Source organism: Kitasatospora purpeofusca (genome assembly GCF_000718025.1).
Taxonomy (GTDB): Bacteria; Actinomycetota; Actinomycetes; order Streptomycetales; family Streptomycetaceae; genus Kitasatospora; species Kitasatospora purpeofusca.
The window spans coordinates 63,942-86,640 of sequence record NZ_JODS01000024.1; the positions used below are offsets into that span (position 1 = coordinate 63,942).

The following is a 22,699-nucleotide window of genomic DNA, read 5'->3' on the forward strand; positions in this document are numbered from 1 at the left end:
CCGTACGGGCCGGCCGACGGACGGCGGGCCGCACGGTACGGGGAGTTGGGGAGCATGCGCGAGCGGGTGCAGGGGCGGGTCGCACGGGTCCACGGACGGGGTCTGCGGACGGGCGTCGCCGTCGCGCTGGCGGCCACGGCCGTCCTGGGCGGCGTCGGAGCGGCGGCCGTCCCCGCCGGGGCCGCCCCGGCCGTCGCCGAACGCCTGGCCAGGGCCGGACTGCCGCAGCCCACCGGCCCGTACGCGATCGGCACCACCGCGCTGCGCCTGGTCGACCACGGCCGCCAGGACCCCTGGCAGCCGGGGCGGGACCGCGAGCTGATGATCAGCATCTGGTACCCGGCCACCCGGCCCGTCCAGGCCGACGGGCGGGCCCGCTACATGGAGCCGCGCGCCGCCGGGCACTTCGGCGGCCCGGACGGCGCCGGCGTCTTCAACTACCGGACGGACCCGGGCCGCACCGACTGGTCCGGGGTCCGCACCCACGCCGGACAGGACGCCCCGGCGCTGCCCGCCGCCCGGCCGCGCCCGGTGGTGCTCTACTCGGCCGGGCTCGGCGACCCCCGCACCTGGGGCACCGCACTGGTCGAGGACCTCGTCTCGCGCGGGTACGTCGTGGTCACCGTCGACCACCCCTCCGACGCCTCCGAGGTGGCCTTCCCGGACGGCCGGCTGACCACCTCCGTCCTCCCCGCGCTGGCCGGCCAACCCGGCCTGGACATCGGCGCGTTGCTCCGCAAGGTGATGGCGACCAGGGTCGCCGACACCCGCTTCGTACTGGACGAGCTGACCGCGCTGCGTACCGACCGCCGGTTGCCGCCCGCGCTCGCGGGCTCGCTGGACCTCGACCGGATCGGCATGGTCGGCCACTCCGCCGGCGGCTTCACGGCCGCCCAGACCATGCACGACGATCCCCGGATCAAGGCGGGCGTCAACCTGGACGGCCAACTGCACTTCCCCGGCCCGGACGGCACCGGGGTGCACCTGAGCAGCGTCGCCGAGGACGGCCTGGACCGCCCGTTCCTGCTGATGGGCACCGAGAGCGAGGACTCCGGCGGCTACCCGGGCCAGCCCGGCTGGGCCGCGTTCTGGCAGCACACCCGGGGCTGGAAGGCCGATGTCACCCTGCTCGGCTCCCGGCACGGCTCGTACACCGACGCGCAGTCGCTGCTGCCGCAGCTCGCCCGCCAGGGGGCCGTGCCGGAGGACGTCGTCCGCGCCGACATCGGCGACGTCCGGCCGGAGCGGGCGGTGCTCGCCACCCGGGCCTACGTCGGCTCGTTCCTCGACCGCTGGCTGCGCGGTCACGACGACCGGCTGCTGGACGGGCCCTCGGCGCTCTTCCCGGAGATGCGGTTCGAGCGCTGACGCAGCGTCGGGTGTTCGATGCAGTGCGGACGCCGGGGTCAGCGGATCTCCGACCCCGGATTGGCGTCGTCCCAGCTCTGCCGCGAGTCGACGATCGCGTCGTGGTGGTCGTAGGACCAGTCCGCCATCGCGCGCACCAGATGGGTCAGGCTGTGTCCGAGCGGCGTCAGCTCGTAGTCCACCTGGGGCGGGATCGTCGGGTGGACGGTGCGCGAGACCAGGCCGTCGCGCTCCAGCCGGCGGACGGTCAGGGTCAGCATGCGCTGCGAGATCCCCGGCACGCCGCGCTGGAGCTCACGGAACCGCCGTACCCCCTTGGCGAGTTCGACCACCACCAGGACGGTCCAGCGGTCGCCGAGGCGGTTCAGCAGATCGCGGATGCCGCAGTCCTCGCCGTCCTCGCACCAGAGCACCGGACGCGCTCCGGCGGCCGGGGTGGTTACCTCGGTGTGCCCCACTGACATCGAAGTGCCTCCTTACGTCGAACGCCCAGGTTATCGAGGATGGAGCCCGGGCCGCCGAGCAGGGCGGACGGATTCTCAGGAGGAACGATGCTTCTCGTCACGGGTGTCAACGGCGGACTCGGCTCGCTGGTGCTGGAGCGCCTCGCCGCACGGCCCGGCGGGGCGGAGGGCGTGGTCGCGGGCAGCCGGACCCCGGAGCGCGCCCCGGTGGCCGGAGTGCCGGTGCGGAAGGTGGACTTCGACCGCCCGGAGACGCTGGCCGAGGCCTTCACCGGAGTGCGGACCCTGCTGCTCGTCTCGGCCGGCTACGGCGAGGACGACGTGGTGATCGCCCGCCACCGGGCGGCGATCGAGGCGGCGGAGCGCGCCGGGGTGGAGCACGTCGTCTACACCAGCCTCTCCGGCGACGGCGACCACCTCGCCTACGCGCTCGCCCACCGCTGGACCGAGCGGCGGCTGCGCGAGTCGACCACCCTGCGCTGGACGATCCTGCGCAACGGCCTCTACGCGGAGCTGCTGGCCTTCCTGGCCCGGCCCGACGCGGACGGCGTGATCACCGCCCCGCTCGCCGACGGACGGCTGGCGGCGGTCGCCCGGGAGGACCTCGCCGAGATCGCGGCGAAGGTCGCGTCGGCACCGGCCGAGCACGCGGGCCGGGTCTACGAGCTGGTCGGCGAGGAGGCGGTGGGCGCCGCCGACGTCGCCGCGGCGCTCACCCGGAGCACCGGCAGGCCGGTCGAGTACCGCCCCGGCACCCTCGCCCAGGCGCGGGCGGCGATCGCGGCCTCGGGCGCTGAGTCCTTCCAGGTGCCGATGGTCGCGGGCACCCTCTCCTCGATCGCCCACGGTTTCCTGGCCGGCCCCGGCAAGCCCGGCGACCTCGCCGCCCTGCTCGGCCGGGCCCCGCGCCCGGCCCTGGAGGTGATCGCAGCCGGCACCGACGCCGCGTGGTGACGACGCCGGCCGTCGGGGCAGCACACCGGATGCCCGGTGGTGGTCCCGTCGGCGTCCCGCTGCCCGGGCGGGCGGCGGGACGCCGGCACAGCACGTGTCTAGGCTCCCCCCTGCGGCGGTCAGGCGCGGCTGATGTCGAACTCCAGCGGCCTGTCCGCGTCGGAGACCCGGAGCTGGCCGGTGATCCTGGTGACGCGGGTCCCGGTCGCGCAGGCGATGTCGGTGCTGTTGCCGGTGCCGCCGAACATCGCGAAGTAGATGATCCCGCGGCCGAGGCTGTTCACGCCCAGTGTGAAGTTGGCGATCGCGTAGGTGTCATTGGTGCCGGTGACGAGTTCCGTCTTCACCAGTGCGCTCTTGTGGGCCTGGGGCGTGATGCTGAACGGCCGGCTCGTAGCGCCGTCCGTGGCGGTACCGGTGAAGGCGGTGTCGGCCTTCTCGAGGCCCGTGTAGTCGCTGACGGCGCCGCCGCAGGTGTCGACGGTCGCAGCCACGGACGGGGTCGCGGTGGAGACCAGGGTGGCCGTACAGGCAGCGGCACAGACCAGGGCGGTGACCGAGGCCTTGGTGAAACGGTTCATCGAAACTCCTTGGGGTGGCGGAGGATCCGATTGCCCTCCGCACACGAATCATTACGCTGCGCCCAGGAGTGCTGCTCGTCGATGGCGCCCGATCATACGAATCGGGTCATCACATGGGGTCGTTCCGATCGCCGCAGGCCCCGACGCGGCATGGTGACGGCTCGGGACCGTCAGCCGCGGCCCCGCCCGTTCAGGGCAGCACCACCAGTCGCCCGGTGGTGGTCCCGTCGGCGACCCGCTGGACGGCGTCGGGCACTGCCTCGAACGGGAGTCGGCCGGTCACCAGCGGCCGCACCGCGCCCTTGGCGGCGAGTGCGCACAGCTCCCGGTGGACGGCGCGCACGGCCTCCGGGTCGCGGGTCTGGTAGAGGCCCCAGTGCAGACCGAGGATCGTGTAGTTCTTCACCAGCGCGTGGTTGAGCGCGGGCGCGGGGATCTCGCCGCCGGCGAAGCCGACCACCACGATCCGGCCCTCGAAGGCGACGCAGCGGGTGGAGCCGGTGAAGGCCGCGCCGCCGACCGGGTCGAAGACCACGTCGGCGCCCCGGCCGCCGGTGGCGGTCCGGACGGCGGTGACGAAGTCCTCGGCGGTGCGGTCGACCACCAGATCGGCGCCCAGTGCGCGGGCGGCGGCCGCCTTGGCGGCGCCGCCGACCACGGCGATCACCCGGGCGCCGGCCGCCCGGCCGAGCTGGACGGCGGCGCTGCCGACCCCGCCGGCCGCCGCGTGCACCAGCAGGGTCTCGCCGGGGCGCAGCGCGGCACGGCGGTGCAGGGCGAACCAGGCGGTCTGGTGGCCGATGTGCAGGGCGGCCGCCTCCGCGTCGTCCAGGCAGTCGGGGGCGCGGAAGGTCGCGGCCGCATCCAGCAGCGCGTAGTCGGCGAACGCGCCGTGCGGGAGGACGGGGGTGCCGATCACCCGGTCACCGGGCCGCCACCGCCCGTCCGGGAGGTCCTTCGGCTCCGCCGGGGCGGGCCCGTGGTCGACCACCTCGCCGCACAGCTCCACCCCGGGGGTGAACGGCAGCGGCGGCCGCACCTGGTACTGGCCCCGGACCAGCAGCGCGTCCGGGAAGTTGACGGCCGCCGCCCGGACCCGGACCAGCAGCTGTCCCGGGCCGGGCACCGGCCGCGGCGCGTCCCCGACCAGCCGCAGCACCGTGCGCGGCTCGCCCGGCTCCGGCACCTGCCACGCCCTCACAGCGCCCCCTCCTGCTCCAGCTGCCGCTGGAGGCGGTTCATCCCGGCCAGCCAGCGGTCCGGTTCCCCGGCGCGGGCGGTGTAGTAGTCGGCGACCTCGGCGTGCGGCAGGACCAGGAAGCGGTCCGCCGCCAGGGCGTCCAGCAGGGCCGTCGCGACCTCGGCCGGCTCCAGCGCGGTGGGTGCGAGCAGCGCCTCGCCGACCGCGCCGGTGCTCGCCAGCATCGCGGTGCGCACGCCCTGCGGGCAGAGCGCGTGCACCCGCAGCCCGCGGTGCCGGTAGGTGGCGGCGAGCCACTCGGCGAAGGCGAGCGCGCCGTGCTTGGTGACCGCGTAGGGGGCCGAGCCGAGCATGGTGAGCAGCCCGGCCGCCGAGACGGTGGCGACGAACCGGCCGCTGCCGCGCTCCAGCCAGTGGGGGAGCAGCAGTTCGGCGGCGCGGACGTGGGCGAGGACGTTGACCTCCCAGGCGGCGCTCCAGGCCTCGGGCGCGGCGTCCGCGCCGCCGACCGGGGCGACGCCCGCGTTGGCGCACCAGATGTCGAGTTCGGCGCTGTGCCGGGCGAGCGCTCCCCTGGCGGAGTGGACCAGGGCGGCCAGCCCCTCGGCGGAGGCGGCGTCGCCGGGGACGGCGGAGCCGCCGCAGTCGGCGGCGACCGCGCGGGCGGCGGCGCCGTCCAGGTCGTTCACCACCACCTGGGCGCCGGCGGCCGCGAAGGCGCGGGCCACGGCGGCGCCGATGCCCCGGCCGGCGCCGGTGACGACGACGCCCTGGCCGGCGAACGGCGGGGCGGTCGGGGCGTCCTCGGCGGGGGTGTCGGAGGAGGTTTCTGCGGGGCCGCCGGTCGGGGTGCTCACAGCCCGCCGCCGAGGGTCACGCCACCGTCCACCACCACGGTCTGGCCGGTGATCCAGGCCGCGTCGGGGGAGAGCAGGAAGGCGACCGCGCCCGCGACGTCCTCGGGCATCCCGAGCCGGCCGAGCGGGTAGGCGGCGGCGACCTGCTCCTCGCGGCCCTCGTACAGGGCCTCGGCGAACCTGGTCCTGACGACGGCGGGGGCGACCGCGTTGACCCGGATGCCCTGGGGGCCCAGCTCGGCGGCCAGTTCGGTGGTGAGCCGGATCAGCGCGGCCTTGGACACCCCGTACATGCCGATGCCGAGCGAGGAGCGGAGCCCGGCCACCGAGGCGACGTTGACCACCGAGCCGCCGTGCTCGCCCATCCAGGCGGCGTGCGCCCGGCGGGTCCAGGCGAGCGGGGCGAGCACGTTGACGGCGAGGATCTTGGCGGCGGCGGCCTCGTCGACGGTGAGCACCGGGCCGTACACCGGGTTGATGCCGGTGTTGTTGACCAGGTGGTCGAGCCGCCCGAAGGCCTCCAGGGTGCGGGCGACGGCCTCCTCCTGGTGCGCGTGGTCGTCGGCGCGGCCGGCGACGGCGATGGCGACCTCGGGTCCGCCGAGGTCCTGGACCGCCTCGGCGAGCGGCTCCGGGTTGCGAGCGGTCAGGCAGACCCTGGCCCCGCGGGCGACCAGCTCGCGTGCGATGCCGAGGCCGATGCCCCGGCTCGATCCGGTGACGACGGCCACCCGGCCCTTGAAGGAGTGCACCACGGGGATCCTCTCGGCGTGGACGGCGGCCGGCCGACCTGCCGACCGGGTCTCGACGGCTCGACGGCTCGGCGGCCGGTGGAGCGGCTGCTGACTAAGCGCTTGCTCAGCATGCTGTCGGTGCGACACCCTGTCAACAGCCCCTGGGGTCGCGTCCGGGCGGGTGTCGGGGTGCGTCTCCCGCCCTCCGCCGGCCCGGCCCCGGGCGAATGCCCGTACGACCGCCCGGACGACCGATCTGCGAGGATGGCGCCATGACCAGCACGCCCATCGCCGAGCTGTGGCCCACCCTGCCCGGCGGCGCCGACACCCGCCCGGAGGCGGCGTACCGGCTGCTCCGGGCCGCCGTCGAGTCCTTCGCCGAGCGCGGCTTCCACGCCACCACCACCCGGGACATCGCCACCGGCGCCGGGATGAGCCCGGCCGCGCTCTACATCCACTACCCCTCCAAGGCGGCCCTGCTGGCCGAGATCAGCCGGGCCGGTCACGCCGCGGCGCTCGCCCTGGTGCGGGCGGCGGCGGCCGGCGAGGGCGACCCGGTGGCCCGGATGCGGCGCCTGGTCGAGGACTTCACCGCCTGGCACGCCCGGGCGCGGACGGTCGGCCGGGTGGTCAACTACGAGCTGCACGCGCTCCCGGAGGACGACTACGCGGCGGTCGCGGCACTGCGGCTGGACATCGAGCGCGAGGTCACCGCGCTGATCGAGGCGGGGCGCGCGGACGGGCTGTTCGAGGTCGCCGAGGTGCGCACCGCCGCCCGCGCGGTCACCTCGCTCGGGATCGACGTGTCCCGCTGGTACACCGACCGCAGCAGCGAGACGCCCGAGGAACTCGGCCGCCGCTACGGCGATCTGGTGCTCCGGATGCTGGGCGCCGGGCGCTGACGGCCGGGTCCGCGTCCAACTCGGCGCCGGTCAGCCGTCCTTGACGGCGGTGTGCACCATCCACGCGACGTGGTGGCGCAGTTCGTACATCTCCACCGTGGAGCGCAGTCCCAGCCAGTGCTCGGTCGCGCCGAGGCGCCGCAGCACGGCGTAGGGCAGCCGGAAGTACCCGTACAGCGCCTCGGTGGTGGGCAGGTAGTAGGGCGTCGCGTCGAGCTCCTCCTCCAGCCGGAAGCCCGCCCCGGTGACCAGCCCGCCGAGGGTGCGGGTGGTGTAGCGGCGGGCGCCGGGCAGCACCATCGCGTCCAGGTACGGGTCCAGCAGCGCCTGCTGGGTGCCGGGCATCTCCGCGCGCGGGACGGCGGCGGGCCCGAGCAGGACCAGCCGCCCGCCCGGCCGCAGCAGCCGGTGGAACTCCGCGAGGGCGCGCGCCGGGTCGTGGGCGTGGCAGAGCGTCTCCATCGAGTAGGCGCCGTCGAAGCTGCCGGCGGGCAGGTCCAGGTCGTGGAAGTCGCCCCAGGAGAAGGCGGTGCGGTCCTCCAGCGCGGCCCGGGCGCTCAGCCGGCGGGCCTCGCGGACGTGGAAGTCCATCAGGTCGACGCCGGTCACCCGCAGGCCGAAGCGGGCCGCCAACTGGCGGGCGACGACGCCCGAACCGCAGCCGGCGTCCAGCACCCGGGAGCCGGGCGGCAGGGCGAGCTTGCGCCCGAGCACCCCCTCCAGCTGCCGCTGCGCCCGCCAGCAGCGCCACTTGGACTGGCCGGGCTCGGTCCAGCCCCAGTGCCGGGCCCGTCGGCAGACGAGGGTGTAGAAGAGCCGGTGACCGGGCGTGCCGTAGACCCGGCGCAGGCCGTCCAGGTCGAGTCCGCCGCCGGCCTCTTCGCCGACCTCACCGATCATCGCACCCGCCCGGCCTTCCGCTGGTCCGCGCCCTCGCCGTCCCGGCCACGCTACCCAGCGGGTCGTGCGCGCGCCGGTCCGGTGCGGCCGGACGGGCGGCGGGACGGGGGCGGGATGGCGTGGCGGGACGGGCGGTGGGACGGTGCGGGGCTCAGCCGGTGGCGGTGGCGGTGGCGGCCGTGGCGGCCGTGGTGGCCGTGGTGGTGGCGGCCCCGGTCGCGGTGAGCAGGGCGTCGAGCAGGCCGGGGAAGCGCGCGTCGAGGTCCGCTCGGCGCAGCGAGACGTAGCGGTTGCGACCGGCGACCCGGGTGCTGGTGACGCCGGCCGCGCGCAGCACCCGCATGTGGTGCGAGACGGTCGACTTGTGCAGGTGCTCCAGGCCGAGGTGGCGCGGGTCGCAGGAGTGCTCGGCGCCGTCGGCGTAGCTGGTCAGCAGGCGCATCCGGACCGGGTCGCCGAGCGCGTGCAGCACGGTGACCAGGTCGATCTCGGTGGCGGCGGGCTGCGGCAGCCGCTCTTCGTCGGTCATGGCCGGCGGCCTCCTCGGGGCTCGGGCGGCGCGGGTGCGACGCGAACGGGACGGTTTGACAATCATCCACCAATCCGTACTGTTTGGCGAGCATCAAACTGTTGCCTGTTCGTCCAACAATCAGGCCCGATGACGTCCGCTCCTGGGGGAACCACGTGCCCGTCCGCCTGCTCCTGCTCGCCCTCGGCACCTTCGCCGTCGGTACCGACACCATGGTCATGGCCGGCATCCTCGGCCCGATCGCCGAGGACCTCGGCGTCACGGTCGCCGCCGCCGGCCAGCTGGTGACCGTCTTCGCCCTCGGTTACGCGCTGCTCGCCCCACCCCTCGCCGCGCTCACCGCGCGCTGGCCGCGCCGACGGCTGCTGCTCACCGCGCTCGCCGTGTTCGCCGCCGCCAACGCGCTCAGCGCGCTCGCCCCCTCCTACGGGATCCTGCTCGCCACCCGGGTCCTGGCCGCCGCGGGCGCCGCGCTCTACACCCCGACCGCCAACGCGGTGGCCACCACCCTGGTCGCCCCCGAGCGGCGCGGCCGGGCCCTGGCCACGGTGCTCGGCGGCATGACGGTCGCCACCGCGCTCGGCGTCCCGCTCGGCACCTGGATCGGGCGCACCGACTGGCGCCTCACGATGTGGCTGGTCACCGCCCTCGGCGCGGCCGCCCTGGCCGGGCTCGCCCTGCTGCTGCGCGACCTGCCGGCACCCGCCGTCGCACCCGGCCTGCGGGACCGCCTGGCACCGCTGCGCGACCGGCGCGTGCTCGGCGCCGCCTCCACCACGCTGCTCTTCTTCCTCGCGTTCCAGACCGTCTACATCTACCTGGCCACCGCGATCGCCCCGGCCACCGGCGGACGGGCGGACCGGCTGAGCCTGGTGCTGCTGGTCTCCGGCCTCGCCTCGGTCGCGGGCAGCTGGCTGGGCGGGCGCCTGGTCGACCGGGCCGGCGTCCGCAGGGTGCTGCTGGTCGGCAGCACGGTGGCGGCGCTCGCGTTCGCCGCGCTGCCCTGGGCGGGGCGCTCGATGCCGGGAGCGCTCGCCTACGCCGTGGTCACCCCGCTGGCGGGCTGGGCGGTCTCGGTGGCGCTGCCGCACCGGCTCGCCTCGCTCGACCCGGGCAACGCCCAGCTGCTGATCTCGCTCAACAGCAGCGCCCTGTACCTGGGCACGGCCGCGGGAGGGGCGGTCGGCAGCGCGGCCGTCGCGTTGTTCGGCGGGCGCTGGTTCCCGCTCGCGGCGGCCGTGCTCGCCCTGGTCGCGGCGGGCACCACCTGGGCCGGTGTCGACGCCTCGCGGGTCGTGCGGTCGGCCGCGGCGCCTGCCCGCCGTCCGCTCGCGTCACTCCGCGCGGATCGCCCGGAACAGTAACTCCGAGGTCTCCGCCCAGCGTTCGACGATGTCCGCCCGTTCGCTCAGGACGTCCGAGATGTGCTGGGCGCCGAAGAAGGCGGCCACCAGCGACCGGGCGGCGGCCCGGGGCCGGACCCCCGCCCGCAGTTCGCCCAGCGCCTCGGCGCGGGCCAGCAGCTCGGCCAGCAGCTCGGTCCAGTCCACGTACGGTGTCGGCAACTCGGCATCGATCTGCGGGCGTTCGACCTGCAGCCGGGTGCCCGCCTGGACCACGACGTCCTCCCGGAAGGCGAGCGCCGCGCCCGCCAGCAGGCGTTCCGCGGTCTCCAGCGGCCCGTGCCCCTCGGCCGTGACCCCGGCCAGCAGCAACGGCCATCGGGCGTAGTGGTGTTCGACCACGGCGACGGCCAGCGCCTCCTTGGTCGGGTAGTGGAAGTAGACCGCGCCCTTGGTCATCCCCACCCGGTCGGCGACCTCCTGCACCGAGGTGTGGCGGAAGCCCCGGGCCGTGAACAGTTCGGCGGCCGCGGTGAGGACCAGCAGCCTGGTGCGGGCGGCGCGGTCCTGCTTGGGGTCGGGACCGCGCCGGGTGGCGATCGGCCGGACCCGGAACGGGCCGGGCGGTTCGGCCCCGGTCTCTGCTCTGCTCGCTCTTCTGCTCTCTGCTCCGGTCGCTGCTCGGCTCTCTGCTCTGGTCCCGGATCTGCTCCCGGATCTGCTCCCGGATCTGCTCCCGGAATCGGGCTCGGGCACGGTCGGCTCCTCGGCGGTGGGGGCGGAGTTCGGTGTGGTGGTTCCGGTGCGGTCGGTCAACTCGTTCTCGACCACGGCGATTTGGACAGGGCGGCGGGAACCCGCCTCGACGCCAATCCTTCCGGAAGGTAGGTTCCTGAGCTGTGACGCCCGTGCGGGCACCGCAATGTAGCGGTACCGCCCGGGAGTTCGCGACCTCGGGGGAGGAAGCACCGATGAATGTTCCCGGTCGGACCTGAACGGAACCGGGCGGTGACCGTGCCGCCCCGAGAACATTCCTGCGCCACGGAATGTTCTCCGGACCCCGAGGAGGACCGCATGATGAAGCAGCAGCGGGCCCGGCGCACGCGGGAGAAGGTGCTCGACGCCGCGGCCGAGGAGTTCTCCACCCAGGGCTACAGCCGGGCCACCCTCAACGCGGTGGCGCAGCGCACCGGCATGACCAAGGGCGCGCTGTACGGGCATTTCGACTCCAAGCGCGCGCTGGCGGGCGCCCTGATCTCGCAGTCCCGGCAGGTCTGGGAGGAGATGCGGCTGACCCGCGACGTCCCCGGCGCCGGGGCCGCCGACGTCCTGGAGGCACTCGTCCTGGACCTCGCGCAGCGGCTGAAGGAGGACGTCCGCCTGCGCGCGGCGCTCCGCCTGGCCACCGACGTCCCGGACGTCCCGGACCCGGCCGGTCCGGCGCCCGACATCTTCTCGGACGTGCAACGCGGCCTGGTCACCCTGATCCGCCGCGCCCAGGGCGAGGGCAGCATGGCACCCCGCCCGCCCGAACTGGTGGCCCAACTCCTGCTCGCCGTCCTCCACGGCGCCCCGCACGTCGCCTTCGGCCCACCGGACGGGACCCCCGAGGACCCGACCGCCTACACGGCCGCCTGGCGCATCCTCCTCGACTCCCTCACCGCCGCCCCCTGACCTCCGCCCGGCCACCCGGACGGGTCCGGGTGGCCGGGCGGGCAACGGCGGGGCGGGGCTCAGCCGTTGGCGAGGGCCTGGACGCGGTCGAAGGCGCCGTTGAAGAGGTTCTGGTCGCCGGGGAAGGTGCCGGAGTCGGCGTGCTGCCAGATGGTCTGGTAGCTCCAGCCGGCCGGGAGGGTGCCGACGGCGGAGGCGTAACGGGCGACCCAGAGGGGGTTGGTGGCGCCGAAGGAGGCGTTGTTGCCGGTGCAGCTGGTCCACCAGTTGGTGGTGGTGTAGATGGTGGGGTAGCGGCCGGTGCGGGTGTGGACGGTGTTGCTGAAGGCGCGGATCCAGCTCACCATGGCGCTCTGGCTGAGGCCGTAGCAGGTGGCACCGTACGGGTTGTACTCGATGTCGAGGGCCGGCGGGAGGGTCTTGCCGTCGCGGGACCAGCCGCCGCCGTGGTCGACGAACCAGTTGGCCTGGGCGGTGCCGGAGGAGCGGTCCGGCAGGGCGAAGTGGTAGGCGCCGCGGATCAGGCCGGCGTTGTAGGAGCCGTTGTACTGCTGGGCGAAGTACGGGTTGGTGTAGGTGGTGCCCTCGGTGGCCTTGACGTAGGCGAAGCGGGCGCCGTTGGCGCGTACCGAGGACCAGTTGACGTTGCCCTGGTAGCTGGCGACGTCGAGCCCGGGCGTCTGGGTGACGGCGAGGGCGGCGACCGGGGCGGTGCCGTCGCGGCCCTCGTGGGCGGCCACGGTGGAGCCGGCGAAGTCGAGGTCGGGGTGGATCGGGGGCAGTTGGCCGCCGGCCGCGTGCGCGGGGGCGGCGATGCCGACGGCCAGGGCGACGGCGGTGGCGACGGCGGCGAACGCGCCGAGCCGGCGCTGCCGGGGCTTGCGGAGGTCGGTGGTGCCGGAGGGGCTGGCAGAGCTGGCGGAGCGGGAAGTGCTGGGCATGACACTCCTCTGGTCCGGTGCTGACGTCCCGTGGGGTGGGGCGCGGACTGCCGGGACGGCCGGTGACGGAGTCCGGCCGCAGCAGGCTAGCCATGTACGTGCCAGCCCGCCAGGTATCGGTGGCCACATTCTGACCGGGGGTCACAGGGGAATGGTTCCGACCACCCGGACGCCTCGTACCCGCAGGACCGGCGCCCACCAGGGGAGTCGGCCCCGGAGCCGGACGGTGGGCCGCGCGGGAACTCGGGCCGACGCACTCCCGCGCCGCCCGGGCTTCGCGCGACGGTCGGCCATTGGTCGCCCACTCTTCGTGCGACCCGCAAGTCCCCTGCGGCTCACCGGACATGCCGAACGCCCGGCCGGGAAGCCCCGGCCGGGCGTCGGTCCCGCGCGGTGCCCGGCCCCCGGGACGTGTCACCGGGGCCCAGGGGCGCTGCTGGATCAGCCGATCAGGTGCGAGACACCGCCGTCACCGGAGGACTGGGTGTTGTGGCCGACGTTGCAGATCTGCTTCGGGGTCTTGTTGAGGACCGGGACCTCGATCGGGACAGCCACGCCGATGACGGCGCCGACCGCGATGTTGTGGACCTCCGGGAGGCAGATGTTCGGGTTGTCGAGGGTGTGGAAGTTGGCGCTGTGGTCGCCGTGGGTGCCGGTCTGGTTGGTACCGCCGTTGCCCTGGGACGAGACGGCAGCACCGTCCGAGTCGGCGATGGCGAAGGCCGACCCGGCGGACATCGCAATGGCAGCGGCGGCCAGGCCGGCGGCGGCGGCAAAGGTGTTCTTGAACATTTCCGCATTCCTCTCAAGATGAATTCGAAGCACTGGTCGACCCGGTGGCGGTCGAACGCGCGCCGGCTGAAGGTGGTGCACACGCCCTGAACCGGTTGCAATCACTGCTGTCCGGATCAAAGAACGACGGTCCGGAAAGTTACGACCTGCAGCGGAACCGGCCGCCACCGACACCCGCACGGCTGAGCCGCCCTCGGCAGGCTGACGTCGACGTCCTCACCGGCGCCTCCTCGGTCGGATGCGTCAGCGGGTCAGCGGGTCAGCGCGTCAGCGCGTCAGTGCGCCGGCGCTCCGGCCGAGCGGGCCAGCCGTGTTCCGGCGAGCTTGAGCCAGTGGGTGGCCCGCCGTTGGGCGTCGTCGCTGTCGCCGGACAGGGACAGCAGGGTGAGCGCCCGTTCGTCGGTGGAGTCGCCCGCGACGACGCGGAGCGGTACGGCGGCGCGGTGTGCCCGGTCGATGACCTCGCCGACGGCCTTGCCGAGCAGGCTGGTGGCGTCGAAGCGGCCCTCGCCGGTGATCACGAGGTCGGCCCCGGCGAGGGCGGTGTCCAGGCCGAGGAGGTCGGCGACGGCGGCCGCGCCCGGGGTGATCCGGGCGTTCCAGGCGGTGGCGAGGCCGTAGGCGGTGCCGCCGGCCGCTCCGGCGCCGGGCTCTTCGGGGTCGCCTCCGAGCAACTCGGCGTAGCGGCGCAGGCCGTGTTCCAGCAGGGCGATCTCGGAGGGGCCGGCGCCCTTCTGCGGGCCGTAGACGGCGGCCGCGCCGTCGGGGCCGTACAGCGGGTTGGTGACGTCGGTGAGCAGTCGGACGCCGCCGGGCGGGGCGGGGCGCAGCCGGCGGGTGTCGATCTGCCCGGCGGTGGCGAGGGCGCCGCCGCCGTCGGGGAGCAGGGCTCCCGAGTGGCCGAGGACGCGCAGGCCGAGGGCGGAGAGCAGCCCGGCGCCGCCGTCGGTGGAGGCGGAGCCGCCGAGGGCGACGGTCAGCGCGGTGGCGCCCGCGTCCAGGGCGGCGGCGATCGCCTCGCCGGTGCCGCGGCTGGTGGCCGCGAGCGGTGCGAGGCGGCCTTCGAGCAGGGGGAGTCCGCTGGCGTCGGCGAGTTCGACCAGGGCGGTGCCGTCGGGGAGCAGCAGGTGGCGGCCAGGGACGGGACGGCCGTCGGGGCCGGTGCAGCCGGGGACTTCGTGGACGGTCGCGCCGGGGTGGGCGGTGGCCACGGCGTCGAGGGTGCCCTCGCCGCCGTCGGCCATCGGCAGCAGGACGAGCTCGTCGTGGGGGCGGACGGAGTGCCAGCCGTCGGCGAGGGCCCGGGCGGCCTCGGCTGCGGTGGCGGTGCCCTTGAAGGAGTCGGGGGCGAGGACGATCCTCATGCTGCCGGGGCCACGTGGGTGAGGTGGCGTTCGGCGAGGGTGCGCAGGGTCTGCTCGCCGGGGGTGTCCCAGATCAGCTGGTTGAAGATCTCGACCTCGATCCAGCCGGTCCAGCCGGCGGCGGTGACGTGGTCGGTGAGGGTGCGGAAGTCGATGTGGCCGTCGCCGACGTGGCCGCGTCCGAGCAGGGCGTCGGCCGGGAGCGGCAGGGTCCAGTCGCAGACCTGGTAGGAGGCGATGCGGCCCTCCCGGCCGGCGCGGGCGATCTGTTCGGGGAGCTGCGGGTCCCACCAGACGTGGTAGCTGTCGACGACCACGCCGACCTGGGCGGCGGGGTGGGGGGCGGCGAGGTCGAGGGCCTGGCCGAGGGTGGAGACGACGGCGCGGTCGGCGCAGAACATCGGGTGCAGCGGCTCCAGGGCCAGTCGGACGCGGAAGTCCTCGGCGTGCGGGGCGAGTTCGGCGATCATGTCGGCGACGGCGCGGCGGGCGCCGGGCAGGTCGCGGCTCCCGTCGGGCAGGCCGCCGACGACCATCACCAGGGTGTCGGTGCCGAGTTCGGCGGCCTCCTCGATGGCGCGGAGGTTGTCGGCGAGCGCGGCCCGCCGCTCCTCCGGCCCGGCGGCGGTGAGGAAGCCGCCCCGGCAGAGGCTGCTGACGGCCAGCCCGGCGTCCCGGCAGAGCTTGGCGGAGCGGGCGAGGCCGGTCTCGGCGACCTTGTCCCGCCACAGGCCGATGGCGGGGATCCCGGCGTCCACGCAGCCCTGGACGGCTTCGGGCAGGCTCCAGCGCTTGGTGGTGATCTGGTTGAGCGACAGACGGGAGAGTCCGGTCACGGTGCCGGGCTCCTTTCGGGGAGGTGAGGGGAGACCGGTGGCCGCCCCGGGGGGAGGGACGGCCACCGAGCGGACGGCCACCGAGGGACGCGGGGCCCTGGGCCGGGGACGCGGCCCCGGCTCAGCCGAGCGGCGCCGCCACGGCGAGGTAGCGCCGCATCCGGTCGGCCGCGAGCTCGGGGTCGGGCAGGATCCCGGCGGCGTCGGCGAGGCGGAACAGCTCGACCAGGTGGGGGACGGAGCGGCCGCTCTGCGCGCCGCCGACCATGGTGAAGTGGTCCTGGTGCCCGGCCAGCCAGGCGAGCAGGACGATCCCGGTCTTGTAGTGGAAGGTCGGGGCGGCGAACAGGTGCCGGGCCAGCGGCAGGGTCGGCGCGAACAGCGCCTCGTAGCGGTCGAGGTCCCCGGCGTCCAGGGCGTGCAGCGCGGCGGCGGCGACCGGGGCGATCGGGTCGAAGACGCCCAGCAGCGCGTCGCTGTGGCCGTGTTCGTCGCCGCGGATCAGCTCCGGGTAGTGGAAGTCGTCGCCGGTGTAGAGGCGGACCCCGGCGGGCAGCGCGCGGCGCAGCGCGACCTCGCGGTCGGCGTCGAGCAGCGACACCTTGATGCCGTCGATGCGGTCGGCGTGCTCCTCGATGAGTTCCAGGACGGTGGCGGTGGCGGCGTCGAGGTCGGTGGAGCCCCAGTAGCCGGCCAGGGCCGGGTCGAACATCTCGCCCAGCCAGTGCAGGATCACCGGCTGCTCGGCCCGGCCGATGATCCGGCCGTAGACGCTCAGGTAGTCCTCGGGACCGCGGGCGGCGGCGGCCAGGGCGCGGCTGGCCATCAGGATCGGCCGGGCGCCGGCGGCCTCCACGACGTCGAGCTGCTCCTCGTAGGCGGCGGTGACGGTGGGGAGGGTGTGGGTGCCGGGGGCGAGCTGGTCGGTGCCGGCGCCGCAGGCGAGGAGTCCGCCGGCGGCGCGGGCCTCGGCGCCGGAGCGGGTGATCAGTTCGCGGGTGGCGGGCCAGTCGAGGCCCATGCCGCGCTGGGCGGTGTCCATGGCGTCGGCGACGCCGAGACCGAGGGACCACAGGTGGCGGCGGAAGGCGAGGGTGGTGTCCCAGTCGACGGCCGCGGGTGCGCCGGGGGCGTTGTCGCCGAGCGGGTCGGCGACGACATGGGCGGCGGCGTACACGACGCGGCCGGTCGGCGGCTCGGTGGCGGACGGGAGGCGGGGCGGCTCGGACATCCGGTGGCGGCCGTGGCCGGGCAGGTCGATCTCGGTCATGGTGTCAGCAATCGGGTCGGGGTGCGGGCGGGAGCGGGAGGAACCAGGGCGGGGGCGGGAGCAGGAGGCGGGGGTCAGAGCGCGAGGTCGGGCACGTCCAGGCGGCGGCCCTCGCGGGCGGAGCGCAGGCCGAGTTCGGCGAGCTGGACGCCCTTGGCGCCCTCCAGGAGGTCCCACCGGTACTCGGAGCCGGTCACCACGTGCCGCAGGAACAGCTCCCACTGCACCTTGAAGCCGTTGTCGAACTCGGCGTTGTCCGGCACCCGCTGCCACTGCTCGCGGAAGGACTCGGTGGCGGCCAGGTCGGGGTTCCAGACCGGCTTGGGGGTGGCGGCCCGGTGCTGGAAGCGGCACTCGCGCAGCCCGGCGACGGCGCTGCCCTCGGTGCCGTCGACCTGGAACTCGACCAGTTCGTCGCGGTCGACGCGGACCGCCCAGGAGGAGTTGATCTGGGCGGTGATGCCGCCCTCCAGCTCGAAGATGCCGTACGCGGCGTCGTCGGCGGTGGCCCGGTAGGAGCGGCCCTGCTCGTCGACCCGGGCGGGGATGTGGGTGGTGGTGTGGGCGTAGACGGAGCGGACCGGGGCGACGATGCCGTCCAGCACGTAGCGCCAGTGCGGGAACATGTCGAGGACCATGCCGCCGCCGTCCTCGGCGCGGTAGTTCCAGGACGGCCGCTGGGCCTCCTGCCAGTCGCCCTCGAAGACCCAGTAGCCGAACTCGCCGCGCACGGACAGGATCCGGCCGAAGAAGCCGCTGTCGACCAGGCGCTTGAGCTTGAGCAGGCCGGGGAGGAACAGCTTGTCCTGGACGGCGCCGTTGCGGACCCCGGCGTCGCGGGCCAGGCGGGCCAGCTCCAGCGCGGCGTCCAGGGACTCGGCGGTGGGCTTCTCGGTGTAGATGTGCTTGCCGGCGGCGACGGCCCGGCGGATGGACTGCTCGCGGACCTGGGTGAGCTGGGCGTCGAAGTAGATCTCGGCCAGCGGGTGGGCGAGGGCCTCGTCCAGGTCGGTGGTCCAGTGGGTCAGGCCGTGCCGGTCGGCGATCTCCTTGAGCTTGTGGGCGCTGCGGCCGACCAGGATCGGTTCCGGCCACAGCACCTCGCCGTCGCCGAGCGGCAGTCCGCCCTGCTCGCGGATGGCGAGGATGGAGCGGACGAGGTGCTGGCGGTAGCCCATTCGACCGGTGACACCGTTCATGACGATGCCGATCACCCTGCGGGACATGGCGGACCTTCTTTCCGGGGTAGCTGCGCGGGAGGTGCGCGCGGATTCCTGGTAAGCGCTTTCCGCCGGGTACGTTACGAGCATGCCGAACCCGAGGTCAACCACCCGTGCCACCCGTTCCACCGGCGCCGTGACGCTGCAACGCGTCGCGGAGCATGCCGGGGTGTCGATCGCCACGGCCTCGCGGGTGCTCCACGGGGGCACCCGCACCGTGGGGGAGGAGCTGCGCCGCAAGGTGGAGGACGCGGCCCGGGACCTCGGTTACGTCTCCAACGCGCCCGCGCAGGCGCTGGCCCGCTCCTCGACCTCCGTGGTCGGCCTGGTCGTGCACGACATCGCCGACCCGTACTTCGCGGCGATCGCCGCCGGCGCGATGCGGGCCGCCAAGCGGCACCGGCTGATGGTCATGATCGCCGCCACCTTCGGTGACCCGGAGCTGGAGATCGAGTACGTGCGGAGTCTGCGCGCCCAGCGGGCGCGGGCGGTGCTGCTGGCCGGCAGCGGCGTCGCCGACCCGGACCTCACCGCGCGCCTGGCCGCCGAACTGGACGCCTTCCGGGCCGACGGCGGCCGGGTGTCCTGCATCGGCGAACGGGGCGTCGAGCCGTACGTCCCGCTGGACCACACCGGCGGGGCCGAGCGCGCGGCCACCGAACTCTGGCAGCTCGGACACCGCCGGATCGGCGTGGTCGCCGGGCCGGAGGGCCTGGTGACGGTGCAGCGGCGGCTCGCCGGGATCAGGGCGGCGTGGTCCCGGCTGGGCGGTGAACTCCCGGACCGCAGGGTCGTGTTCGCGGACTTCACCCGCTCGGGCGGCCGGGAGGCGGCGCTCGGGCTGTTCGCCGCCGAGCCGGGGGTCACGGCGGTGCTGGCCCTGAACGACGTGATGGCGGCCGGGGTCCTGGCCGCCGTGCAGGACGACCTGGGGCGGCGCGTCCCGGAGGAGGTCTCGGTGGTCGGCTTCGACGACGTCCCGTTCGCGGTGGACCTGCGGCCGTCGCTGACCACCGTCCGCCTGCCGCTGGAGGAGGCGGGGGAGCGGGCCGTCCAGCTGATCGCGGACGGCGCCTCGCCGGCCCGGCAGGCGCCGCTGGGTGTGGCCCTGGTGGTGCGCGGCAGCACGGGGCCGGTGGCGGGCTGACGGGGGCGGACCGGCGGGAAGTGGCCGGCCGGGCTGGATAGCGCTTACCAAGGTGGGGGCCGCTGGTGCAGCTCCCACGGGCCCCCGGCCGCTGACACCGCCGGGGGCCCGTCCCACGCTGTGCTCCGGTGCCGCCGCTACGACACCCGCGAGCGGCGCCGGGCGCTGGCCTGCGTCCTGGGCCCGGCACCCGCCCCGGCCACGACCCCCTGAACCCACCGGAGCCGAAGCTTCGGCGGTCACCGCCCCCCGGCGGTCACCGCCCCCCGGCGGGCACAGCCGCCCGCCACCGGACGAAGGACGACCACCGCTCGTGAAGATCCCGCACCCTCGCCGCGGCCACCGCCGCCGCGATCGCCGCCTCCATAGGCATGATGCTGCTGCCGCCCAGCGCCTCGGCCGCCGACGACCTCGGCGCCACGCTCGACCCCGCCGAGGCCCAGGTGGCCCGCGCGGTCGAGCACAATCTGCCCGGACCCCTGACCGAAAAGGCCGACGCCGCCCGGAAGACCGCCACCGAACAGCTCGTCAACGGGACCGCCACCGTCGAGCAGCGCGGCACCAGCACCGCCGTCAGGCTCGGCGACGGCCAGTACGTCGAACTCGCCCGGCAGCGGACCGACCGGATCTTCACCGTCCTGGTCGAGTTCGGCGACCAGGTCGACACCACCACCACGCACGACGGAGAGCCCAAGTACGGCGGCACCCCGGGGCCGTTGCACAACAGCATCGACCGTCCCGACCGGGCGGTCGACAACCCACCGCCTGGCAGCCCGACTACGACCGGGCCCACTACCAGGGCCTCTACTTCGGCACCACCGGGGACTCCCTGAAGACCTACTACGAGAAGCAGTCCTCCGGGCGCTACTCCGTCGACGGCACCGTCACCGACTGGGTGGAGGTGCCGTGGAACGAGGCCCGCTACGGCTCCAACTGGTGTGGCGACAACGTCTGTTCCAACGCCCAGGACCTCATCCGCGACGCCGTCGACGCCTGGGTCGCCGACCAGAAGGCCCACGGCCGCACGGACGAGCAGATCCGCGCCGCGATCGCCGAGTACGACCAGTGGGACCGCTACGACTTCGACGGCGACGGCGAGTTCAACGAGCCGGACGGCTACCTGGACCACTTCCAGATCGTCCACGCCGGTGTCGACCAGTCCGCCGGGGGAGGCGCCCAGGGGCCCGACGCGCTCTGGGCGCACCGCAGTTACGTCTACGGCTCGGGCTCCGGGAAGACCGGACCGGCCGGGAACAAGCTCGGCGGAACCCCCGTCGGCAGCACCGGCATCTGGGCCGGCGACTACACCATGCAGGCCGAGAACGGCGGCCTCGGCGTGTTCGCCCACGAGTACGGCCACGACCTCGGCCTGCCCGACCTCTACGACACCACCGGCCACGGCATCGACAACTCGGTCGGCTACTGGTCGCTGATGAACTCCGGCTCCTGGCTGGGCGAGGGCCGCGACGAGATCGGCGACCGCCCCGCCGACCTGGACGCCTGGAGCAAGCTCCAACTGGGCTGGCTGAGCTACGACCGGGCCACCACCGGGGAGGTGTCCGTGCACCGCACCGGCCCGGTGGAGTACAACACCGCGCTGCCGCAGGCCCTGGTGGTCGAGCTGCCGAAGAAGAGCGTCACCACCGTCATCAACACACCGGCCGCGGGCACCCAGGAGTGGTGGAGCGGCAGCGCCGACAACCAGAACGCCACCCTGGTGCGCGACCTCGACCTGACCGGCCGGACCACGGCCGCGCTGACCGCCAAGGGCTGGTACGAGCTGGAGCGCGACTTCGACTAGGCCTACGCCGAGGTCTCCACCGACGGCGGCAGCGAGTGGACCGCGCTGGCCGGCACCTTCGACGGCGCCCCGATCCCGCGCAACCCCAGCGGCTCCCCCTCCCTCACCGGCACCTCCGGCGGCGCCTGGGGCACCCTCGCCTACCCCCTGGACGCCTACGCGGGCCGCCAGGTCAAGGTCCGCTTCCGGGTCGCCACCGACGGCAGCACCCACCTCAAGGGCCTCACCCTGGACGAGCTGTCCGCCACCGCCGACGGCACCGTGCTGTTCGCCGACGGCGCCGAGAACGGGGACAGCGGCTGGCACGCCAGGGGCTTCACCCGCACCACCGGCACCTTCACCCAGCAGCACGGCCAGTACTACCTGGTCGAGAACCGCCAGTACGTCTCCTACGACAGCACCCTGCGCACCGGCCCGTACGTCTTCGGCTCGGTCCGACGGCCGCGCCGGGTCGAGCACTTCCCCTACCAGAACGGCCTGCTGATCTGGTTCTGGGACGCCTCGCAGAGCGACAACAACGTCTGGGACCACCCCGGCTCCGGCCTGGTGCTGCCCGTCGACGCCCACCCCGCGCCGCTGCGCTGGAAGGACGGCCGGCTGATGAACACCCGGGTCCAGAGCTACGACTCCACCTTCGGCTCCGAGGCGACCGACAGCCTCACCCTGCCCCGCGCCGACGTCCCGGTGACCGTGCCGAGCCTGCCGGGCGTGGCGGAGTTCAACGACCGCACCGGTGTCTACTGGGACGCCGCGAACCCGTACAACAGCGTCAAGGTCCCGGCCACCGGCACCAGCATCCAGCTGCTGTGGAACAGCGCCGACAGGCTGGAGTCGCTGATCATGGTGCGCCCGGCGTACTGACCGCCGGGTGTCACGTGGTCGCCCGGCTGCCGGGGCCCGGTACTCGGGCCCCGGCAGCCGGGTCGCCACGCCCCTCCGGGGTGGCGGATATGCGGAGCGGGTGCCGGGCCACCGCTCATGATGTCTGCGGAGGCCCGTCGGGGGCCCGGTCCGCGAGGAGTGGAGGCGGGTGGATCTGTGGCTGCTGAACCACGTCCCGACCGTGCCGCTGGCCGCGCTGGTGGTCGGCGGGTTCGTGCTGGCGGCGCTGGCGGGCAGCGTGCTGGCCCTGCGCCGGTTCCCGGGCCTGGCCGACGGCGAGTACAACGAGATGGCCGGGGTGCTGCTGGGCATGTTCGGCGCGATCTACGGCATCATCCTGGCCTTCGTCGTGGTCAACCTGTGGACCGAACTGCACGACGCCGGGCACATCGTGGCCGCCGAGGCGAGCGCCGTCTCGCAGATCGTGCGTGACGCCGAGGCCTTCCCGCCCGCCACCCGGGAGGCGGTGCACGCGGCGGTGCGCGACTACGTGCACGCCGTGGTGGAGGACCAGTGGCCGCTGATGCGGGCGGGCCACGGGGACTCGGCGGTGACGACCCGGGCGGTGGACGGGATGTACCGGGTGTTCGTCGACTACGAGCCCGGGACGGCGTCCGAACAGGCCTTCTACGGCAAGGCCCTGGACAGCCTCAACGAGGTGGCCGGCCTCCGGCGCAGCCGGATCGCCGACAGCCGGGGGAGCCTCCCCGCGCTCCTCCAGGCCCTGATCTTCGGCGGCGCCGTCGTGATGACCGCGCTGGCCCTGATGTACGGGGTGCGCGACCGCCGGTTCCGGCTGCTGTTCGTCGGCACGGTGGCCACCCTGATCGGCTTCAGCCTGCTGCTGGTCATCGTGCTGGACCGGCCGTTCTCGGGGGATCTGAGCGTCTCCCCGCAACCGTTCCGGGAGAGCGCCCTCGCCCGGTTCTGGTAGCGGCG

21 protein-coding genes and 1 pseudogene are annotated in these 22,699 nt (G+C 74.7%); 8 read left to right on the forward strand and 14 right to left on the reverse strand.

Annotated elements, in window-relative coordinates; all coding sequences use genetic code 11:
• Positions 1-54 precede the first annotated feature (54 nt).
• Positions 55-1,368: an alpha/beta hydrolase family protein gene (locus IF01_RS0128865; protein WP_208624369.1), complete on the forward strand. Its 1,314-nt coding sequence runs from the start codon at positions 55-57 to the stop codon at positions 1,366-1,368.
• 38 nt (positions 1,369-1,406) lie between these two features.
• Here IF01_RS0128865 and IF01_RS0128870 read toward each other — a convergent pair whose 3' ends face one another.
• Positions 1,407-1,832 (reverse strand): winged helix-turn-helix transcriptional regulator, encoded by a 426-nt coding sequence (locus IF01_RS0128870; protein ID WP_030396509.1) that lies wholly within the window; start codon positions 1,830-1,832, stop codon positions 1,407-1,409.
• Positions 1,833-1,919: 87 nt separating this feature from the next.
• Between IF01_RS0128870 and IF01_RS0128875 the strand changes: the two genes are divergently transcribed.
• Entirely contained in the window at positions 1,920-2,786 is an 867-nt protein-coding gene (locus IF01_RS0128875) for an NAD(P)H-binding protein (protein WP_030396510.1), read from the forward strand.
• A gap of 119 nt (positions 2,787-2,905) precedes the next feature.
• On the opposite strand, the gene IF01_RS0128880 is transcribed toward IF01_RS0128875, so the two are convergent.
• From IF01_RS0128880 to IF01_RS0128895, 4 genes are all read right to left on the reverse strand, one after another.
• Positions 2,906-3,367: a hypothetical protein gene (locus IF01_RS0128880; RefSeq protein WP_030396511.1), complete on the reverse strand. Its 462-nt coding sequence runs from the start codon at positions 3,365-3,367 to the stop codon at positions 2,906-2,908.
• Between the two features lie 190 nt (positions 3,368-3,557).
• On the reverse strand, positions 3,558-4,568 hold the full coding sequence (locus IF01_RS0128885) for an NADPH:quinone oxidoreductase family protein (RefSeq protein WP_030396512.1): 1,011 nt from the start codon (positions 4,566-4,568) through the stop codon (positions 3,558-3,560).
• Entirely contained in the window at positions 4,565-5,308 is a 744-nt protein-coding gene (locus tag IF01_RS0128890; RefSeq protein WP_051742526.1) for an SDR family oxidoreductase, read from the reverse strand. Before IF01_RS0128890 ends, IF01_RS0128885 begins: the two co-directional genes overlap by 4 nt.
• A 113-nt stretch (positions 5,309-5,421) precedes the next feature.
• A complete protein-coding gene (locus IF01_RS0128895; protein ID WP_037781493.1) occupies positions 5,422-6,180 on the reverse strand; it encodes an SDR family oxidoreductase in 759 nt (252 codons plus the stop codon).
• Between the two features lie 251 nt (positions 6,181-6,431).
• Here IF01_RS0128895 and IF01_RS0128900 point away from each other — a divergent pair, with 251 nt between their 5' ends.
• Complete coding sequence (locus IF01_RS0128900) at positions 6,432-7,061, forward strand: TetR/AcrR family transcriptional regulator (protein WP_030396515.1); 630 nt, start codon at positions 6,432-6,434, stop codon at positions 7,059-7,061.
• A gap of 30 nt (positions 7,062-7,091) precedes the next feature.
• On the opposite strand, the gene IF01_RS0128905 is transcribed toward IF01_RS0128900, so the two are convergent.
• Positions 7,092-7,961: a class I SAM-dependent methyltransferase gene (locus IF01_RS0128905; protein ID WP_051756434.1), complete on the reverse strand. Its 870-nt coding sequence runs from the start codon at positions 7,959-7,961 to the stop codon at positions 7,092-7,094.
• A gap of 151 nt (positions 7,962-8,112) precedes the next feature.
• Positions 8,113-8,490 carry an ArsR/SmtB family transcription factor gene (locus IF01_RS0128910; RefSeq protein WP_051756437.1) on the reverse strand — a complete coding sequence of 126 codons (378 nt, stop codon included), beginning with the start codon at positions 8,488-8,490 and terminating at the stop codon, positions 8,113-8,115.
• Positions 8,491-8,645: 155 nt separating this feature from the next.
• On the opposite strand from IF01_RS0128910, the gene IF01_RS0128915 reads away from it, so the two are divergent.
• Positions 8,646-9,854, forward strand: a complete 1,209-nt coding sequence (locus IF01_RS0128915; protein ID WP_037781495.1) for an MFS transporter — start codon at positions 8,646-8,648, stop codon at positions 9,852-9,854.
• Here the strand turns inward: IF01_RS0128915 and IF01_RS46005 are convergent.
• Positions 9,825-10,589, reverse strand: a complete 765-nt coding sequence (locus IF01_RS46005) for a ScbR family autoregulator-binding transcription factor (RefSeq protein WP_244215661.1) — start codon at positions 10,587-10,589, stop codon at positions 9,825-9,827. The genes IF01_RS0128915 and IF01_RS46005 overlap by 30 nt on opposite strands.
• A 318-nt stretch (positions 10,590-10,907) precedes the next feature.
• On the opposite strand from IF01_RS46005, the gene IF01_RS44390 reads away from it, so the two are divergent.
• Positions 10,908-11,507 (forward strand): TetR family transcriptional regulator, encoded by a 600-nt coding sequence (locus IF01_RS44390; protein ID WP_051742490.1) that lies wholly within the window; start codon positions 10,908-10,910, stop codon positions 11,505-11,507.
• 59 nt (positions 11,508-11,566) lie between these two features.
• Here the strand turns inward: IF01_RS44390 and IF01_RS0128930 are convergent, their stop codons facing one another.
• The 6 genes from IF01_RS0128930 to IF01_RS0128955 all read right to left on the reverse strand — a co-directional run bounded on the left by IF01_RS0128930 (position 11,567) and on the right by IF01_RS0128955 (position 17,936).
• Positions 11,567-12,448, reverse strand: coding sequence for a lysozyme (locus tag IF01_RS0128930; RefSeq protein ID WP_051756439.1), 882 nt, complete (start codon positions 12,446-12,448; stop codon positions 11,567-11,569).
• Positions 12,449-12,889: 441 nt separating this feature from the next.
• Positions 12,890-13,240 (reverse strand): hypothetical protein, encoded by a 351-nt coding sequence (locus IF01_RS0128935; protein WP_030396522.1) that lies wholly within the window; start codon positions 13,238-13,240, stop codon positions 12,890-12,892.
• 275 nt (positions 13,241-13,515) lie between these two features.
• Positions 13,516-14,604, reverse strand: coding sequence for a glycerate kinase (locus IF01_RS0128940; RefSeq protein ID WP_030396523.1), 1,089 nt, complete (start codon positions 14,602-14,604; stop codon positions 13,516-13,518).
• Complete coding sequence (locus tag IF01_RS0128945; RefSeq protein ID WP_208624370.1) at positions 14,601-15,440, reverse strand: sugar phosphate isomerase/epimerase family protein; 840 nt, start codon at positions 15,438-15,440, stop codon at positions 14,601-14,603. The genes IF01_RS0128940 and IF01_RS0128945 overlap by 4 nt, the downstream gene beginning before the upstream one ends.
• Positions 15,441-15,561: 121 nt before the next feature.
• Positions 15,562-16,710: a dihydrodipicolinate synthase family protein gene (locus IF01_RS0128950; RefSeq protein ID WP_030396525.1), complete on the reverse strand. Its 1,149-nt coding sequence runs from the start codon at positions 16,708-16,710 to the stop codon at positions 15,562-15,564.
• 74 nt (positions 16,711-16,784) lie between these two features.
• The gene (locus IF01_RS0128955; protein ID WP_030396526.1) at positions 16,785-17,936 is read right to left on the reverse strand and encodes a Gfo/Idh/MocA family protein; all 1,152 of its coding nucleotides are present in this window, start codon (positions 17,934-17,936) and stop codon (positions 16,785-16,787) included.
• Between the two features lie 82 nt (positions 17,937-18,018).
• On the opposite strand from IF01_RS0128955, the gene IF01_RS0128960 reads away from it, so the two are divergent.
• The 3 genes and pseudogenes from IF01_RS0128960 (at position 18,019) to IF01_RS0128975 (ending at position 22,694) form a co-directional block, all read left to right on the forward strand.
• Complete coding sequence (locus tag IF01_RS0128960) at positions 18,019-19,077, forward strand: LacI family DNA-binding transcriptional regulator (protein ID WP_051742487.1); 1,059 nt, start codon at positions 18,019-18,021, stop codon at positions 19,075-19,077.
• Between the two features lie 371 nt (positions 19,078-19,448).
• Positions 19,449-21,739, forward strand: a pseudogene (locus IF01_RS42430) (immune inhibitor A domain-containing protein).
• Positions 21,740-21,908: 169 nt separating this feature from the next.
• Positions 21,909-22,694, forward strand: coding sequence for a bestrophin-like domain (locus IF01_RS0128975; protein WP_030396528.1), 786 nt, complete (start codon positions 21,909-21,911; stop codon positions 22,692-22,694).
• Positions 22,695-22,699 lie beyond the last annotated feature (5 nt).